This window comes from Streptomyces sp. NBC_00414, from assembly GCF_036038375.1.
Classification (GTDB): Bacteria; Actinomycetota; Actinomycetes; order Streptomycetales; family Streptomycetaceae; genus Streptomyces.
In genome coordinates, this window is sequence record NZ_CP107935.1 from 38,947 (window position 1) to 54,432 (window position 15,486).

A 15,486-nucleotide genomic window follows, 5' to 3' on the forward strand; every position below is an offset into this window, starting at 1 on the left:
GCGGGCACTACGTCGCGCAGAGCACTTGGATCACGAAGTCCTTGTTCTGACGGATGTCGTACTTTTCGTCTCTGACGTCGCCCCAGTGCGGCCCGTCCTGGTGGTGGTACAAGCCGATCTTGTAGGTGCCACACGTCTTGATCCGCATAAGGTCGCCTCCACGGCGGTGCCAGGCCCCGATGTCGTCGCCGTTGGCGAGAGCACCGGTGAGGGTCTGCCCCTCGCGGTGGCCGCACCGCCACCACACCGGCCCGAGCGGCCCCTCGCCCCGTCACGGGCCAGCACACCGCGCTCCTGCAGATTACGCAGGTGGTAGGCGACCGTGCCCTTGCTGCGCAGCCCCACCGCCGCGCCGATCTCCACCATGGTCGGACCCTCACCGCGCTCCGCGATCGGCAGGCCAGGATCTGCTCCTCCCGCTCAGTCAGGCACCCAGGACGCCCGCTCACCACTACGCATCCCCGTGCAGTGCGCGGGCCTGGATGCGCAGCTGCGCACGCGCGGCCGACGACCAGCCCGACCGCGACGTCCAGAACGGATGCCACCACAGGCGGGACGACAGCACCACCAGGCGCCACCGGAGCTCCGCGGTCCCGACTGCGGGCGGGAGTGCGGCGAGGGCGACGTAGGTGCGGTTCCAGGCCGCCTGCAACTGGATCAGGTCGTGGGGGAAGGGTGTGGACTGCACGCCCGCACGTTATCGAACTAGAATTCGAATACGCGAGTGGTCAGCCTGTGCCGCCCGCCGGATCAGGAGCGAGAATATGTTCGATGACCTACCCGCTGACCTGAGCCGACTACTTGCGCTGAGGACCTGGCACGCCATGTGGCTGGAGCGCATCGACGCAAAGATCGCTGCTGTCCGGCAGCGGGAAGCCGAGCGGGAACACCGTCGGCTTACCCGGCCCCCGGGGCCGGAGTGGGTGGTCGAGCTGGGTATCGGTGACGGCCGCCCGCCCGTGGAAGTTCACGCCGGGCACTGCTACACCATCGGTAAGCGGCGTAAGCCCGTCAGCCGTGACGAAGCCCGCCGGCTCCTCGATGCCGGACTGCGCGTGTGCAGCCACTGCACCCCAGACACCCTGCTCGACATCCCCTTATCCAGCCGCCCGGCCCTTGCCGCCGCGGCGCACTGACGGCTTCCCGCACCTTCACGGCCTGCCACGCTGCACCGCGGTGTCCACCCACTTCCCCGCCCCCGGACAGGACACCCCCGCGATGACCAGCACTCCCCCGCCACCGATCACCGAACCCGACCCGTCGACCTTCACCATCTCCAGCAGCTACGTCGAGCCGTGTTCCGGCTGCCAACGATCCACGCACAAGTACGGCTCCGGCGGACTGCCCCTGTGTCAGTGGTGCCTGGCTACCGCCCGGGACAACTGGGGGCCGGCCGTGCGCTTCACCAACACCCGCGCACTGCCGGGATGACAGCCGGGGCGCGCCATCGTCCGGTCGTGTGTGATGGACAGGCGTCACGCCGTGACGCATACCGCAACGATCGCGCCCACGCATCGCGGGGTGCCAGGAGTTGCTTCGCGGCGCTGTCTCCAGGCCTTCGTGCAGCACTTGGCAGCCGTCAACCGTCTTCATCCGCACCCAGATCTGCCCGCATCGCCGTGTGTACGAGTTGCATGGCCTCCAGGTACTTCCGCATGCGCTCCCCGCCCTGGCTTTGGATGTTCGTGCCTTCGATGACGATGTCTCGTAGATCCCGAGCGCGCTTGTCGAAGTCCCTGGCAGAAATCAACACTGCCTGAGGGGCCAGCACTGCGAGCTCGTAACGCGGGGCGTAGCAGGCGGCGTACGCGGTATAGGCCCGGTACCCGCGCTCCTCATCGGTCAAGGCTGCGGCAACTGAGAGGACCCGCAGTTGGGTGCGAGTCTCGGCATGGGCGGCGAGATAGCGCGCATACACCTCTTGCTTGGTCTTGCGGCGTTCGATGCGATCTTCCCGGCGTTCTCGGCGCCGCTCGACAAAAAGGGTTGAGCCAAGAGCGATGACACACCTAGAAACGTTGCTAACGAGCTCGTGCACCACAAGCGGTGAGACGTCGAGAACCTCGGTGGGGCCCGTGCTCACGTCTGCCGTGTCGAGTGCAGGTCCGCGGTCTGCTGGTGAGAGAGCAGGCCGGCGATGGCCTGGACGATGTCGCTCATGTGCTCGCGGCGGCCGAGGTGCCGGGCCAGAGCCCGCCAGTTCTTCAGATGGACGATGCCGTGCTCGACCCGGATACGACGCGAGGAATGTGCCTTGCGCTGACGCTCGTACATCTCCTCATACCAGTCGGGGGCGTTCTTCTTGAACTTGCGATGCGGGGGCGTCACCACCCGGCCGCCGGTCTGCGCGCCCAGGCCCTGGTAACCGGCGTCAGCGAGGATCTCGAGCGCGGGCGCGTCGGCCAGGAGCGTGACCAGCTCCAACTGGCGGACGTGGGTGATGTCCGCGCAGCTCGCGGGACGAGCGGGGCTGCACCACAGCACGCGCCCCGCGTGGTCCGTGACCACCATGGATTTGACGGCATTCTGCTTGTTCTTGCCAGAGATGAACTTGTCCCGGTCCTTGCGCCCTGCGGCCGGTCGCCGGACACGGATCTCGGTGCCGTCGATGATGCCGGTCGTCCCGCTCGAGCCGAGGTGATCGACGACCTCGGCCAGGGTTTGCAGCCGCACGTCGGTGCTGACGGTGCAGCCTCGCTCGGCGAGCAGCGGCCGCACCTCGTTGACAGCTCGTGTGATGGTCGAGCGGTCCACTCCGAACCAGCAGGCCAGTACGTCGTGAGTGACTCCGTGCCGAAGATGGACGAGGGTGGCCAGCAGGCGGTCGACGAACACCAGGCGGTGTTTCGGCCCGCCGCCCACGGTCCGCTTCCGTGGCCGGGAGGCCAGCTTGGTCTGGTGCCGCTCATGCCACAACGGGCCTATCTCGGCTACGAGTTTAGCGATCAAATCGCTTGTCAGCCCCGTGATCCGACGGTTGCTGATGATCACTGCGCGAGCCCTGTTCTCCACCACCCGACCATGATCAACCATCGCGAGCTCGAGGTCTCACCGCTTGTCGTGCACGAGCTCGTTAGCCACCGGCCGACGGAGCTCCACTCCCGGGCCCTCACTCGAACTGGGCACGCGCGGGCGCCTGTACCGCCACGTTGTTCAGTCGAGTGCGTCGGGCGAGGCAGTATCCGCGTGACCTGCACCTAGGCTGCGCCGGGCTCTCGGTGGCGTGGGGCGAAGACTCCCCACGACCCCACGGGCCCTCAGCGCATCGAGGTCTGTGATGCGGGCACCGGGCAGCGCAAGCAGGTCTGGGTGGGAGTGTCCAACAGACGGCCCTGTCTCACATCCGATAGTAACGCAAAGTGAACTTGGGAGCACCGGGTAATATCTGCAGGTCAGGCAGTAATCGAAACTGCCCGAAGGTCCTCGATGACCGTCACGCCGTGCCCCACTGCCCTGGAGAATTGCCTCTGCGCTGCGAAATCGGCCAGGCCGTGGGCCCTCCTGACGTTATGACAATCAGTTACCACCGGATGTGAGACAGGGCCGTTGACTGGACAGACCCCCCGGCCGGGGCTGCAGCGCTTGGCCGGGGGGATACCTTGTGGGCTCAGGGAGACGGCGGCTTCAGGAGCCCGGACGCGTTCGCCCATTGGCTCGCTCGTTCGAGGATGTCTTCCTCGGTAGAGTCGAAGAGTGTGCCGTCGTCGTAGTGAAGGTAGTTACCTTCCTCGAGCCACCCGAACGATACTCTGGTCATCTCCAAGCGGTTAAGCGCGTCAGCGTCTGTGGGGCCTTTGAGCTGATCCCAGTAGATGAGCCAGCCGGCGGTGCGAGCGATGTCCGAGGCTGCGCCCCAGTTGTTGTTCTGTTCGCCTTGCTGCCGAATGTCCTTTAACAGCGCGTCCACCGGCGTCGTGAGCTTCTTATACATCCCCGATTGCAGGTTTTTCAGGACATCCGGGACAGTTGTGCGTACGGGGCGATAGTTCCTGTCGAGGATGTCACCTCGCCTTATCAATCTTTCATAGAAGTCGTCAACGGCCTTCTTCATCGTCCGTGACGTCTCACGGAGCTTTGCTGCCGCTCGCGGCTCCATGAAACCCACAATTGCATCCAGGACTTCCGGGGCCATTTCTTCGAATGCTGGCTCTGGCATGTCGGGCCTTTCTTGTAGATCGCTTCAGCTCATCCGGGTCGCACAACATGCATCCGGTGGGAGTACGCCCCGGAAAGACGGTGACGGTGTGGGGTGCGGGTGGTCAGTCGGCTGCGGGGATGGTGACGGGGAACTTGTAGGTCCACGTCCAGGGCTTGCGCAGGACGTCGGGCTTGACGACGAAGAGCTCGAAGGTCTTCTCGATGCGCACGAAGTGGCCGGTGACGGTGACGGCGAGATTGACCGTCGAGGGGCCCAGGATCTTGTCGGTGGCGAAGATGCCGGTGCTCATCAGCGGCATGTTCGCCAGGGACAGGTCCGGTACGTGGAACAGCGGACAGCCCTCGACCTGCCCCTTGGCGCTCATGTCGATCAGGTCCGTGGGTGTCTCGTAGGCGGCGCCTTCGGAGGCGGCCATGCGGTAGCTCTGGTTCATCCTCTTGCCGTCGGAGAGGTTGACGGCCTTCCAGTCCTCCAGGCTGCGGCTGAAGGAGGTACCGATCACCAGACCGGTGCTGACCCCGGTGGTGGGGACAGGACCGAAGGTGCCGGCGCTGACGTCGAGCTGGAACTGGGAGCTGGAGGTCACCGACGAGACACCCGATGTGGTCTGCGGACTGTCCGTGCGCAGCGTGAACGCGGAGCTGTCCAGGGACATCGTCACGTCGACCTGGTCGCAGAAGTAGCCCCGCAGGTCGTCCTTGTCGTACTGCATCGTCCCGTCGATGCTGGCCGCGACGTTCGAGCCTTCCAGGCTCACCGACAGGAAGGTGCGCTTCATGCTCTTGATGTTGGTGACGACGGCCTCGCCGTTCAGCCGCAGGGCCGCGACCTGCGACTCGTAGCCCTTCTTGTCGTACCTGGCGAACGACGTCGTTTCCTGCGCCATGTCAGTTCCCTTTCACTCTCATGACCTGACAGCCGCCCCTGCGGCAGCCACTGGTCCAGGAACGTAACGAGAGCCGATAAACAAAAAATGAAAGGACCCGACAGGGAGAAAGAAGCGCAAAACCACCAATAAGATCATGTGTTGGCACACGCGATACAGGATGTATAACGAATAGGCTCTCCATTCCGTTTATCACCGGATCGCCCTTTCTCAAAAAAAGCTCAAGCAATAGGTTCCGACCCTTCGGGCGCCATCACATTCCGGCCGGCCCTTACCCACATGAAGGGCAGCGGCGCCTTCCCAGCGCGCTGAGTGGGCGACGAGCTGGTACTCCAGGGCCAAGGCATCGAGGTGCAGATCACCGCGAAGCGGGCCGGGCGGAACAAGCTGATCCCCGCGCGCAGCGGGCAGAGGCAGTAGCCGGCGAGTTTGCGCGGCGGTCCTCCCCCGGCTCCTGACCCTCCGGAGGGGAGAGGGAGGGTCAGGAGCGGGGTCCGGGGCCCTGAACCGGCCCCCGTCCTGCAAGGGGCCGTCCCTGTCCGTGTCTTCCGGTACCGGCCCCAGGCCGGATGCGGGCGCAGGCGCCATCTACGCCTGCCGCAGGACCATCTCGTACGCCGACGGGCAGAACCACTCCGGAGCCCCCGCACAGGCACCAGCCGGAACGATCTCGAAAACCAGGCCCTGAAGCCTTCCCGTCGCCAGCGCTGCCGGCTTCACTTCGCAGTCTCTTCGCGATACGACCGGCGAGCACGGATCCGTCCACATCCAGGACCCGGGGCTGGACACGCAGCTGCGCACACGCAGCCGACGCCCGGACCGGGCCCGAACGGATGCCCTCTCAGGCTCGCCGACAGCACCCGCAGGAAGCGGCCCGTTCATAGTAGGACGGGGCGTGGCCGGCGGGCCCGGGCGAGGAATACAGCGAGATCGCCGACCGCTTCGGGCGCCGGCGCGGACTGTTCTCCTACCGCCTGGAGTTCATTGGCTCGGGCGGCGATTCGGGTGGCTTCGCGCAGCTCCGCTTGCCGGACGGCCGAGGCCGCGGCGTCCGTAGCCCGACCTGACGATGCCGTCGGTGCCTGGGGCGTAGACAGTGCCCGGCGGCGTAGCGACGAGCAGCTGGGACAAGGCGGTCGCCTTTCCACAATGGACGACCGCAGTTGCCACATCATGGTCTGGGCGAACATGCTCGCCTTGACTGTGGTCAGTCCTGGTCCGTGCCTCCTTGGCGTAGGGCCCGCAGGGTCGTGCCCCGGCGGCGGCGGACCAGATTCCGCAGAGTGCTGGTGTTGCGGTAACCGACACGGTCAGCGATGGCGTCAGGGCTCAGGGATGTGGTGCGCAGCAGGAATGTCGCCTCGTCGAGGCGGATTTCCTGGAGGAAGTCCAGAGGTGACATGCCGATCACCGACTGGGTGGTGCGCTGCAGTGTCCGTTCACTTATGCCTAGAGTCTGGGCAGCTGTCCTGAGTGAAGGTGGGTCGGACATGTGATTGCGTGCCCAGCGCTCGAACGCGGCTACCACAGGATCTGCTTGGGCCAGCAGGGTCGGAGCGGCGAAAGCGGCTTGCGAGGGACGGTCCCCGATCAGGAGATGTCGGGCAACTGTATCGGCCAGGGTGGGGCTGTGGCGGTGCACTACGGACAACGCAAGGTCGATGTGCGCAAAGGCCGCGCCGGCTGTGGTGACGGAGCCGTCGTGGACCAGGGTTCGCGAGTCGTCCAGGTGCACCTTCGGATAGCGGGTGCGGAAGGCCGACCCCGCCCACCAACTGGTGGTGGCACGCCTCCCGTCAAGAACTCCGGACTCCGCCAAGAAGAAGCTGCCCGTACACGCAGCTGCGAGTTCAGCCCCGGTCGCGTGTGCCTCGCGTGCGAGCGCCGGAACCCACGCGTTGGCGTCTGATCGCACACTCGCGGTGATCCGGTCGACGCTTTCGAGCCCGACCGCAGGCAGCAGCAACAGATCTGGGCTGTCGGCCAGTTGAGCAACGGGCCGGGTTGTCAGGAGCAGTCCATTGCCCGTGCGGAACCTGAGAACCGACGCCCACCGTGGTTACGGTGAACGGGACAGAAGCCGGCCCATGCTCCCTCACCAGCATGTTGGCCGCTGCAAGCACATCAAGGACGGCACAGAGTCCGGAGTCGAAAATTCCGTCAACAACAGCAACAGCAATCCGCATGACGGAAACAGTACTCAAGGAGTCGCTTCCGCCACTTCAAGACGTGTCACGCTCCCCATACCTTCATCAGCAAGCGGTGCGGAACGACCATCTATCCCTGATCCGCCCACCCTGAACCAAACCCTCCGGACGAGACGTCCGGGCAGAACGAAGGACAACGACATGACGCTCAAACTGGGTGTGCTGGCACTGCTGAAGGCCAAGCCGGGCAGCGAGAACGAGCTCGCGGCATTCCTGGAAGGCGGGAGCAAGATCGTGGCCGACGAACCCGCTACCCGCACCTGGTACGCATTCCAGATCGACGACCACACCTACGGGATCTTCGACACCTTCGAAGATGAAGCCAGCCGCCAGGAACACCTCAACGGGAAGATCCCCGCCGCCCTCAGCAAGGTCGGCGACTCCCTGCTCGCCGACGCCCCCGACATCCGCCTCACCACCATCCTCGCCACGAAGAACGACTCCTACTGAAGCCTGCAGAGCGGAGCCGGCGGTGTGAGGGGGTGCTGTTACAGGCTCGGGGTGGGGGCTGTCCGACCTCTCGTAGATGACTCCGCCGGTCAGCGGGCCAGCGCCGGAGACCTCCTCGGTGGCCCGTCCCTCGTCGTGCGCGCACCTCTGTGGGTACCTAATCTTAATGCTTTGAGCTGGGATGATTGAGCTCTGGGTACCCCGGCAGTACGCTGGCCGTATGGCAGCACTCAATGTGGATTTCTCCGACGCGGAACTCGAAGACCTCCGGGCTGCCGCCCGGGAGCACGGCATGACCTTGAAGGCTTTTGTGAAGGCTTCGACGACCGACGCGATCGCACGTCAGCGGAGCCTGAAGAGGGCGGCGACGGAGTTTCAGCGGGTCTTCGCGGATCCCTCGCTGGCCGAAGCTATCGAGGCGGCAGGCATCGACGACGGCCCGGTGGCGAACACGACGGGCAGGGCTGCCTGAAGCCATGGCGCCTTCCTTGCACATCGACGTGCGCTGGCTCCTGGAGCAGCATGAGACAGCTCTTCCCGACCAGCCCCACATCAGCGACTTCTCCGCCATGGTCGCGGCCGTGGCGCGCCATCGTGCCGATCAGCCCCGCCTCGGCGTCGACCCGGACGCGTCCTGGCGTGCTGCCGCGCTGCTGCACACCCTGCTGCTGCTCAAGCCCCTGCCCTCGCTCAATGTCCGGTTCGCGTGTGCCGTCACCATCGCCTACATGCACGCCAGCGACGAGGGCCTCGACGTCCCCTACGGCGAGCTGGTCGAACTCTGCAAAGATCTCCTGGCGGGCAAGGACAACGTGTTCGGTGCCGCCGACCGGATCCGTTCCTGGCGCCTCTGACCGTCCCAGCTCAGAGCTGCAGCAGCGCATCCTGCGCGCAGATCCGGCATTGTTCAAATCCGAGATGTTCCGGGACACTGAAGCCGCTGCGGCTACGGGTATTCGACCGGCGCAACTTCCGCCAGGCATTCCGGACTTCACGGGACGTGCGGCTGTGGCTGTGGCTGTGGCTGCGGAGCTGGTCGGCGTACTCAGCGCCGCCACGAACGGGAACATGCCGCTCGTCGCCGTCCCCGGGGCCCTTCGACGCTGAGGCGTACAAGCAGCGCAATGCCGTCGAACGGTGCATCAACCGACTCAAGCAGTGGCGCGGCCTGGCCATGCGAACGGACAAGCTCGCCATCGCCTGCCAGGGCGCACTCCACCTCGCCGCCATCCTTATTTTGGACAGCCGCATGACTGCTGAAGCACCTTGCCCGCGAAGATGGCCACATGGACGACCTTGTGGAGTTCCTCATCGCACGCATCAGTGACGGCAACCACGCCTACGCCTACGTGGCTGGCACCCTGGGCGGCGAAGCCCTTCTCGACAGGCACCTCCCCATGCTCGACCTGATCGAGTAACTGGCGAACGACCACAAAGCCACGGACCCCTCGGACTCCCGCTCGGCCGGCTTGGCATACGCGCTGCGAGTCCTTGGCCAGTCATACGCCGAACACCCCGCCTAGCAGCAGGAATGGCGCCCGTGGCCTTTCAAGGCGACAGGCCCTAGGGCTGGCCTAGGGCACTCCTAACCCAGCCTTTCGGAGTCAACACCAGCACCCTCACCAGGGTCGTTCACCAAGTCCAGCCTCTCCTGGCTGAGCACGGCTGCACGATTCCACCCTCGACAGCCAGGTTCCGCACACCCGCTGACGTCACCGCGTTCCTCGCCAACAGCAACCCCACAAAGATCGATCCAGCATGTTGATTTTCTGCGGGCCCTTGTCAAAGAGGTGTGCCCGGCCGCACGGCGATCAGCCGATGGGCTCGGCCACGATGAGCTGGAACCGCTCGAAGGACAGCTCCACGGTGTTGTGCTGAGCAGTGGCAGTTCCGAGTGACTTGCCGGTGAACGGGTCGGTCAGGCGGTACCGCGTGCGGCCCAGACCGCGCAGCTCGACTGTCCCGTCCCACTGGTCGGCGTAGAAGGCGTAGTGGAGGGTCCGCTTCTTGGCCACGACATGTGCCTCGGGCTTGTCGAAACCGATGTCGTACAGCTCACCGCGGTACTCGCCGGTGGGCAGCATGTTCTTCTCGTACAGCGACACCCACTTGCGCCACAGGACCTCCTTCTCCGGGGTGAGGTCGGTCGCCTTGTCCGGGGCTCCGGTTCCGGGGAGGGTGAACTTGGTCGACAGGACCGCTCCGACCCCGTAGGAGGACGCGAAGTCGTCGCCGTTGTCGCTCAGTTCGACGTGGTCGCCGGCGTAGCTGCTGCCCTCACCCATCAGCGCCTTCACCGACTTGCCCTTGCTGCGGACCTGGTAGGAGGACTCCGGGTCCGAGCCGGGGTACTGGTCGACGTAGGGCAGGTTGTGGAAGGCGAAGGCGGTGCCGCAGGGACAGAGCTCGACGAGGGCGTCGGGGTTCGCCACGTGCGCGGCTTCGTGGATCGCCTTCCAGAACCGGGCCACGCCCTCGGTGGATTCCTCGGGGCGGGCGTGCCGGTGCCTCGGGTTGTAGCAGGGCGCGACGCTGTTGAGGTGCTGGCCGTCGATCTTGAGCCCCTCGTAGCCCCAGTCTCCGATGAACCTCTTCGCCTGCTCCACGAAGTAGTCCACAGTCGGCTGGTAGGCCGGGCAGAGCGTGTAGGCGTCCCACCAGGTGACGTCCTGTTTGTTGCCGTCGCGGTCCAGCAACAGCATGTCGGAGTGGTCCCGGATCAGGTTGCTGTCGGGGTCCGCCGCCAGCGGGGCCCACCACAGGCGCGGTCGCAGGCCGGCGTCCCGTATCTCCTTGGTGAAGGCCCGCATGTCCGCTTCGCCGCGCGGGAATTTCGCCGTGTCGATTTCCCAGTCACCCTCATTGGTCTGCCAGCCGTCGTCGAGCGCGGCCCAGCGCAGGCCGACCTCGCGCGCCTTCGGCAGGGCTGCGGTGATCTGCTCGGTGGCGAAGTCGCGCTCGTAGCCCCAGGCACACCAGATGGGCTCGAAGGCCGAGGCGGGGACCTCGGGGGCGCGCTGGCCGATGTCGCTCATGTAGTCGCGGTACCGCTGGAGCGGCACGAAGTGGTCGCCCGGGAGGGCGGTCAAGAACGTGGTGCTGGTGCTGAGCCGACGGCCCGGCCTCAGGGTGCGGGCGGTGTCGTCCTGGATGGCGATGCTCGCTCCGGCGGCCGTTCTGCGGACCGGCATGCGCAGGATCGTCGCCACGGGCTCGACGTGTCCGACGGAAAGGCCCGCGCCCCGGCGCCAGACGGTCGCCAGCGGGGTGCCGCCGCCGTAGTCGGAGGAGTCCATCCCCAGCGAGTTCTCCTGGACGTAGCCGTCCTTCACCGGCATCACCCAGTCGCGTCGGTCCGTGTGCGTGGTGCCGGAGAAGGTGTAGAAGCCGCTGGGATCTTCCAGGAGTTCGTGGGCTGCGTTGCGCCATCCGGTGACCTTGAGCGCGGTGGAGGACCTGTTGATGTAGGTCACCTTCATGACGATCATGCCGGCAAGACGCTCGAAGGAGGTCAGCTCGACCGTCTTGTGCACGCCTTCCTTGGACGTGCCCTCGATCGTCACCCGGATGCCCGCGCCGTGGCGGGTGTGCCGGGTGGCGCGGGTGCGGTGTCCGCGGTAGGCGAACGCCTCGATGGTCCTGTCGCCCACCAGCAGGGCTTCGCCGGCGTCGAAGCGGGTGAGGTCGACGCCCTTCAGCGCCACGCGGCTGCGCAGTTGGTCGTCGAACTCCAGGGTGATGGAGGTGTCGCCGACTCCGACGACGTCAGGATCCGAGTTCGGTGCGGCGGCCGCGGGTGAGGCGCCCATGGCCACGGCGGGGAAGGCGGCCAGGCCGGCACCTCCCAGCGCCACCTTCAGTACGCTTCGCCGGTTCATGTCCGTCATGTCGAACTCTCTTTCGGTCGTGCGTGCCCGCTTGGGGCAGCCGCCTTTGGTCCGTCGTCGTGGATCGTCGGAGTCGAGCAGCGTGCTCGCGACGAAGCGACCGCCTGCAGGGCTGGTCGATGCCTGGTCTGCTACCGGTTGTCGCAGGGGGTCGGATGAGGTTTGGGGGAAGGCATGTCGTCCGACGGCCACCCCGGTGCGAGGTCGCCTCCGGCGGCAGTGCGCGGCCGTCCTCGGTGAGCTGCGCCAACGCTGCCTCGATCACCGGACGGTGCCCCGGGGTGCGACGAAACGGAAGGTCACCCAGGGGCGACTTCCTCATCGCTGGGCGGTCTGCATCGAGAACGTAAGTGGTATTCGAGTGGCATGTCAACGGGTGGGCGGCCTGGACGAAGGATTCGCGCCGTCGATCGGATTGGTATCTTTCTGGTATGACCGATGCGAGAACGCCGATGCCCAGAGGCCTGTTCGGGGACGACGTCCTCCCCTTGTACGAGCGCACCGCCACGCAACTGCTCGACGACCTGCGCGCCGCTGCCGCCCGCCCGGGTGACCGGCTGCCCTCCGAACGGGCTCTGGTCGACCGGTACGCCGTGTCGCGCGTGACGCTGCGAGCGGCCCTCGCGCAATTGCAGTCGCGGGGCGTCGTGCGGCCGTCGTCGTCGCGCGGGTGGTTCGTCGCCGAGCTCGGTCTGCTCCCCGAGGCGACCGTGACGCCCGCCTCGACGGCCCCGCAGGTACAGGGGTTCGCCGATTACGCCCAGGCCAACGGCTTGACGACAGCCGGCAACGTGCTCTCCTCCACCGTCCGCCCGGCCACCGTGTACGAGGCCGAGCAGCTCCGGATCGCTCCGGGCGCCGACCTCTTCGACCTCCACCGGCTGCGTTTCCTGGACGGCCTGCTGGTCGTGCTTGAGCACAACCGGCTCCCCTTGGCGGCCTGCCCGGCCCTGGCCGAAACCGACTTCACCACGGCCTCGCTGTACGCCACCCTGCGCGCCGCCGACCCGCCGCAGCTGCCCCGCGTCGCCGACTATTCGGTCGAGGCCCGCCACCCGACGCCACGGGAGATCGAGCTGTTCGAGATCGGGGAGACCATGCCGATGCTGGTCGCGACCCAGCTGACGTCGAACCAGGATTCACGCCCGATCGAACTGACCGTCCAGGTCTACCGGGGGGACCGCTATCGGTTCCGGGCCTCCATCACCAACCAGACGTAAACGCCCACCAACCGGTCTTGAACGATCGCCGCGGACCGCCCGTCGGCAGCTCAATACCAGATGCATACCAGAATAAGACTATTGACGACCCTAAATAAGACCAGTACTGTCCGAAATGAGCCATAGGCCATGACGGCACATGGGCTTGAGATGCGCGTCGAGTGAGGGGTTGGCAATGCAGAGCCCATTGAGCGAGGTGGTCCGGCGCCAGAAGGCCGGACAACCGCAGGGCATCACCTCGGTGTGTTCGGCTCATCCGCTGGTCATCGAGGCAGCCGTGGTGCAAGCACGGGAGACCGGCGGTCATGTACTGGTGGAGGCGACCTCGAACCAGGTCGACCAGTACGGCGGTTACACGGGCATGCGGCCCGCGGACTTCCGCGACCTCGTGCACGGCATCGCCGCCGAAAGTGGTCTGTCACTGGACCGCGTGATCCTCGGCGGCGACCACCTCGGACCGAACCGGTGGCAGTCCCTGACGCCCGACGAGGCGATGGAGCGGGCCGACGCCCTGGTCGCCGCCTACGTGGCGGCAAACTTCACCAAGATCCACCTGGACTGCAGCTTCGCATGTGCCGGAGAACCCGCACCGCTGACCGACGACGTGGTCGCCGAACGCGCCGCGCGGCTGATCCGGGTGGCCGAGGAGACGGCCGGCCCCGAGCGGGCCGAGCGGATCCGGTACGTGATCGGTACCGAGGTGCCCACGCCCGGCGGCGCGCACGAGACGCTCGGCGCCCTCGCCCCGACCACTCCCGAGGCGGCACGCACCACTCTGGAGCAGCACCGCAAGGCGTTCGCCCGACACGGCATCGACGAGGTCTGGCCGCGTGTCATGGCCCTCGTCGTCCAGCCGGCCGTGGAGTTCGACCATCTTCAGGTCGTCGACTACCGGCGGGAGCTGACCGAGGAACTGCGCAAAGTCCTCGACGACGAGCCCACCATGGTCTACGAGGCCCACTCGACCGACTACCAGACCGCCGAGGCGCTCAGCGCGCTGGTCGAGGACCACTGGGCGGTCCTCAAGGTGGGCCCCGGGCTGACCTTCGCCCTGCGCGAGGCGCTGTTCGCCCTGGCCGCGATCGAGGACGAACTGGTGCCGGCCGCCGAGCGGTCGGGGCTTGCCGAGGTCGTCGAGCGGCGGATGCTCGCCGAGCCGGCCAAGTGGGAGGGCTACTACCCGGGCGGCGCCGCCGAGCAGCGCCTCGCGCGCCGCTACAGCTACAGCGACCGGATGCGCTACTACTGGCCCGACCCCGAGATCGAAAAGGCCCAGGCCCGGCTGCTGGACAACCTCTCGGCCGTGGACGTCCCCCTGCCGCTGCTCAGCGCACATCTCCCGCTCCAGTACGCCCGCGTCCGCCACGGCGAGCTCGCCGCCCGGCCGCGCGACCTGGCCGTGGACCACGTCCGCGATGTTCTGCGCGACTACGACCGCGCCTCCCACCCGCACCAGAAGGAGCACGTGTGACCACGCCCTTTGGCACGCTGTCCTCGGACGACGGCGCTGCCCACACCGTCCGCGAGATCGCCCAGCAGCCCGCGCTGTGGCGCGAGGTCGACAAGATCGTCGCGGCCTCCCGGGACTCGCTGGACGCCTTCCTGCCTCCGCTCCTCGCCCGCGGCGACCTGCGCGTGGTGCTCACCGGCGCCGGCACCTCCGCCTTCGCCGGCCAGGTGCTCCAGCCCGCCCTGGCCCGGAGGCTGGGACGGCGCGTCGACGCGGTCCCCACCACGGACCTCGTCGCCGACCCCCGCGGTTGTCTCGCCGAGGACCTGCCCACGCTGTTGGTCTCCTTCGCGCGCTCGGGTGACAGTCCCGAGTCCGTGGCCGCCACCGCCTTGGCCGACCAGGTTCTCTCCGAGGTGCACCACCTCGTGATCACCTGCAACGAGCAGGGCCGCCTGGCGCGCGAACACGCGAAGCTGCCGAAGTCGCACGTGCTGCTGATGCCGCCCGAGTCCAACGACCACGGCTTCGCCATGACATCGAGCTTCACCTGCATGACGCTCGCGGCACTGCTCGCCCTGGGCGGCAGCGCCTACGACGGCGTCGCCGAACGCCTGGCCCGGGCAGCCGAGTCGATCACCGAGAGCAGCGCTGTCGACCGCACCGTCGGCGCCCTCCTGGAGAGCGCGCCCGAGCGGATCGTCTTCCTCGGCAGCGGCCCGCTCAAGGGCCTCGCCGAGGAGTCGGCGCTGAAGGTGCTTGAGCTGACCGGTGGGACGCTCATGGCCGTCGCGGAGTCCGCGCTGGGGTTCCGGCACGGTCCCAAGGCGGTTCTCAACAACCGTTCAGTCGTAGTGGTGTACATGTCGAACGACCCGTACACCCGCAAGTACGACCAGGACATCTACGCGGAGCTGTGCGGAAATCTGCCCGCCGGCAGCGTCGTCACGGTCTCCGCGGACTCCGGCGCGGGAACGCAGGGCACAGACGCCGACGCCTGGCCGCTGCCGGGCCTCGACGGCGTCGAGGATGTCGCCCTGGCACTGTCCGCCGTGGTGTACGCCCAGCTCATCGCCCTGCGCGCCTCCCTGGCCCGAGGTCTGCGGCCCGACAACCCGTTCCCCTCGGGGGAGATCAACCGCGTGGTGCAAGGCGTGACCTTGCACTCCTTGCACCACTGATCAAAGGCATCAACGGCGCGGATCGAGGGCGCCGGACGGAGGTACA

17 protein-coding genes and 3 pseudogenes are annotated in these 15,486 nt (G+C 66.9%); 11 read left to right on the forward strand and 9 right to left on the reverse strand.

What is annotated here, in order from left to right; translation table 11 throughout:
- Positions 1-7 precede the first annotated feature (7 nt).
- The 3 genes and pseudogenes from OHS59_RS00225 to OHS59_RS00230 all read right to left on the reverse strand — a co-directional run bounded on the left by OHS59_RS00225 (position 8) and on the right by OHS59_RS00230 (position 688).
- Positions 8-247: a hypothetical protein gene (locus OHS59_RS00225; RefSeq protein ID WP_328491333.1), complete on the reverse strand. Its 240-nt coding sequence runs from the start codon at positions 245-247 to the stop codon at positions 8-10.
- A 20-nt stretch (positions 248-267) separates the two neighbouring features.
- Positions 268-399, reverse strand: a pseudogene (locus OHS59_RS44410) (hypothetical protein); the annotation flags it as partial.
- 52 nt (positions 400-451) lie between these two features.
- Positions 452-688, reverse strand: a complete 237-nt coding sequence (locus OHS59_RS00230) for a hypothetical protein (protein ID WP_328491334.1) — start codon at positions 686-688, stop codon at positions 452-454.
- Between the two features lie 76 nt (positions 689-764).
- Here OHS59_RS00230 and OHS59_RS00235 point away from each other — a divergent pair, with 76 nt between their 5' ends.
- Together OHS59_RS00235 and OHS59_RS00240 are read left to right on the forward strand one after the other, a co-directional pair.
- Positions 765-1,136 (forward strand): DUF6233 domain-containing protein, encoded by a 372-nt coding sequence (locus OHS59_RS00235; protein ID WP_328491335.1) that lies wholly within the window; start codon positions 765-767, stop codon positions 1,134-1,136.
- 82 nt (positions 1,137-1,218) lie between these two features.
- A complete protein-coding gene (locus OHS59_RS00240; RefSeq protein ID WP_328491336.1) occupies positions 1,219-1,431 on the forward strand; it encodes a hypothetical protein in 213 nt (70 codons plus the stop codon).
- 148 nt (positions 1,432-1,579) lie between these two features.
- Here OHS59_RS00240 and OHS59_RS00245 read toward each other — a convergent pair whose 3' ends face one another.
- From OHS59_RS00245 to OHS59_RS00265, 5 genes are all read right to left on the reverse strand, one after another.
- Positions 1,580-2,083, reverse strand: a complete 504-nt coding sequence (locus tag OHS59_RS00245) for a hypothetical protein (protein ID WP_328491337.1) — start codon at positions 2,081-2,083, stop codon at positions 1,580-1,582.
- Positions 2,080-2,991 (reverse strand): transposase family protein, encoded by a 912-nt coding sequence (locus tag OHS59_RS00250; protein ID WP_328491338.1) that lies wholly within the window; start codon positions 2,989-2,991, stop codon positions 2,080-2,082. Before OHS59_RS00250 ends, OHS59_RS00245 begins: the two co-directional genes overlap by 4 nt.
- 616 nt (positions 2,992-3,607) lie before the next feature.
- On the reverse strand, positions 3,608-4,156 hold the full coding sequence (locus tag OHS59_RS00255; RefSeq protein ID WP_328491339.1) for a hypothetical protein: 549 nt from the start codon (positions 4,154-4,156) through the stop codon (positions 3,608-3,610).
- A gap of 103 nt (positions 4,157-4,259) precedes the next feature.
- On the reverse strand, positions 4,260-5,045 hold the full coding sequence (locus OHS59_RS00260) for a hypothetical protein (protein ID WP_328491340.1): 786 nt from the start codon (positions 5,043-5,045) through the stop codon (positions 4,260-4,262).
- 1,207 nt (positions 5,046-6,252) lie between these two features.
- Positions 6,253-7,011 (reverse strand): GlxA family transcriptional regulator, encoded by a 759-nt coding sequence (locus OHS59_RS00265; protein ID WP_328491341.1) that lies wholly within the window; start codon positions 7,009-7,011, stop codon positions 6,253-6,255.
- 382 nt (positions 7,012-7,393) lie between these two features.
- Between OHS59_RS00265 and OHS59_RS00270 the strand changes: the two genes are divergently transcribed.
- The 6 genes and pseudogenes from OHS59_RS00270 to OHS59_RS00295 form a co-directional block, all read left to right on the forward strand.
- On the forward strand, positions 7,394-7,702 hold the full coding sequence (locus tag OHS59_RS00270) for a putative quinol monooxygenase (RefSeq protein WP_328491342.1): 309 nt from the start codon (positions 7,394-7,396) through the stop codon (positions 7,700-7,702).
- A 220-nt stretch (positions 7,703-7,922) separates the two neighbouring features.
- Positions 7,923-8,174 (forward strand): hypothetical protein, encoded by a 252-nt coding sequence (locus OHS59_RS00275; protein WP_328491343.1) that lies wholly within the window; start codon positions 7,923-7,925, stop codon positions 8,172-8,174.
- Between the two features lie 4 nt (positions 8,175-8,178).
- Complete coding sequence (locus OHS59_RS00280) at positions 8,179-8,556, forward strand: toxin Doc (RefSeq protein WP_328491344.1); 378 nt, start codon at positions 8,179-8,181, stop codon at positions 8,554-8,556.
- 218 nt (positions 8,557-8,774) lie between these two features.
- A pseudogene (locus OHS59_RS00285) lies at positions 8,775-9,029 on the forward strand (hypothetical protein); the annotation flags it as partial.
- Positions 8,989-9,120, forward strand: coding sequence for a hypothetical protein (locus OHS59_RS00290; RefSeq protein WP_328491345.1), 132 nt, complete (start codon positions 8,989-8,991; stop codon positions 9,118-9,120). The pseudogene OHS59_RS00285 and the gene OHS59_RS00290, both read left to right, overlap by 41 nt.
- Positions 9,121-9,278: 158 nt before the next feature.
- Positions 9,279-9,467, forward strand: a pseudogene (locus tag OHS59_RS00295) (ISAzo13 family transposase); the annotation flags it as partial.
- 46 nt (positions 9,468-9,513) lie between these two features.
- Here the strand turns inward: OHS59_RS00295 and OHS59_RS00300 are convergent.
- Entirely contained in the window at positions 9,514-11,589 is a 2,076-nt protein-coding gene (locus OHS59_RS00300; RefSeq protein WP_328491346.1) for a glycoside hydrolase family 36 protein, read from the reverse strand.
- A 431-nt stretch (positions 11,590-12,020) separates the two neighbouring features.
- On the opposite strand from OHS59_RS00300, the gene OHS59_RS00305 reads away from it, so the two are divergent.
- From OHS59_RS00305 to OHS59_RS00315, 3 genes are all read left to right on the forward strand, one after another.
- Positions 12,021-12,809 (forward strand): GntR family transcriptional regulator, encoded by a 789-nt coding sequence (locus OHS59_RS00305; RefSeq protein WP_328491347.1) that lies wholly within the window; start codon positions 12,021-12,023, stop codon positions 12,807-12,809.
- A 175-nt stretch (positions 12,810-12,984) separates the two neighbouring features.
- Complete coding sequence (locus OHS59_RS00310; RefSeq protein ID WP_328491348.1) at positions 12,985-14,280, forward strand: D-tagatose-bisphosphate aldolase, class II, non-catalytic subunit; 1,296 nt, start codon at positions 12,985-12,987, stop codon at positions 14,278-14,280.
- Positions 14,277-15,440: an SIS domain-containing protein gene (locus OHS59_RS00315; RefSeq protein ID WP_328491349.1), complete on the forward strand. Its 1,164-nt coding sequence runs from the start codon at positions 14,277-14,279 to the stop codon at positions 15,438-15,440. Before OHS59_RS00310 ends, OHS59_RS00315 begins: the two co-directional genes overlap by 4 nt.
- Positions 15,441-15,486 lie beyond the last annotated feature (46 nt).

Bases quoted from the DNA above. Each gene is read 5' to 3' on its own strand.
- OHS59_RS00235 (WP_328491335.1), top strand. From the start codon at position 765: ATGTTCGATGACCTACCCGCTGACCTGAGCCGACTACTTGCGCTGAGG.
- OHS59_RS00240 (WP_328491336.1), top strand. From the start codon at position 1,219: ATGACCAGCACTCCCCCGCCACCGATCACCGAACCCGACCCGTCGACC.
- OHS59_RS00255 (WP_328491339.1), bottom strand. From the start codon at position 4,156: ATGCCAGAGCCAGCATTCGAAGAAATGGCCCCGGAAGTCCTGGATGCA.
- OHS59_RS00260 (WP_328491340.1), bottom strand. From the start codon at position 5,045: ATGGCGCAGGAAACGACGTCGTTCGCCAGGTACGACAAGAAGGGCTAC.
- OHS59_RS00270 (WP_328491342.1), top strand. From the start codon at position 7,394: ATGACGCTCAAACTGGGTGTGCTGGCACTGCTGAAGGCCAAGCCGGGC.
- OHS59_RS00275 (WP_328491343.1), top strand. From the start codon at position 7,923: ATGGCAGCACTCAATGTGGATTTCTCCGACGCGGAACTCGAAGACCTC.
- OHS59_RS00280 (WP_328491344.1), top strand. From the start codon at position 8,179: ATGGCGCCTTCCTTGCACATCGACGTGCGCTGGCTCCTGGAGCAGCAT.
- OHS59_RS00290 (WP_328491345.1), top strand. From the start codon at position 8,989: ATGGACGACCTTGTGGAGTTCCTCATCGCACGCATCAGTGACGGCAAC.
- OHS59_RS00300 (WP_328491346.1), bottom strand. From the start codon at position 11,589: ATGACGGACATGAACCGGCGAAGCGTACTGAAGGTGGCGCTGGGAGGT.
- OHS59_RS00305 (WP_328491347.1), top strand. From the start codon at position 12,021: ATGACCGATGCGAGAACGCCGATGCCCAGAGGCCTGTTCGGGGACGAC.
- OHS59_RS00310 (WP_328491348.1), top strand. From the start codon at position 12,985: ATGCAGAGCCCATTGAGCGAGGTGGTCCGGCGCCAGAAGGCCGGACAA.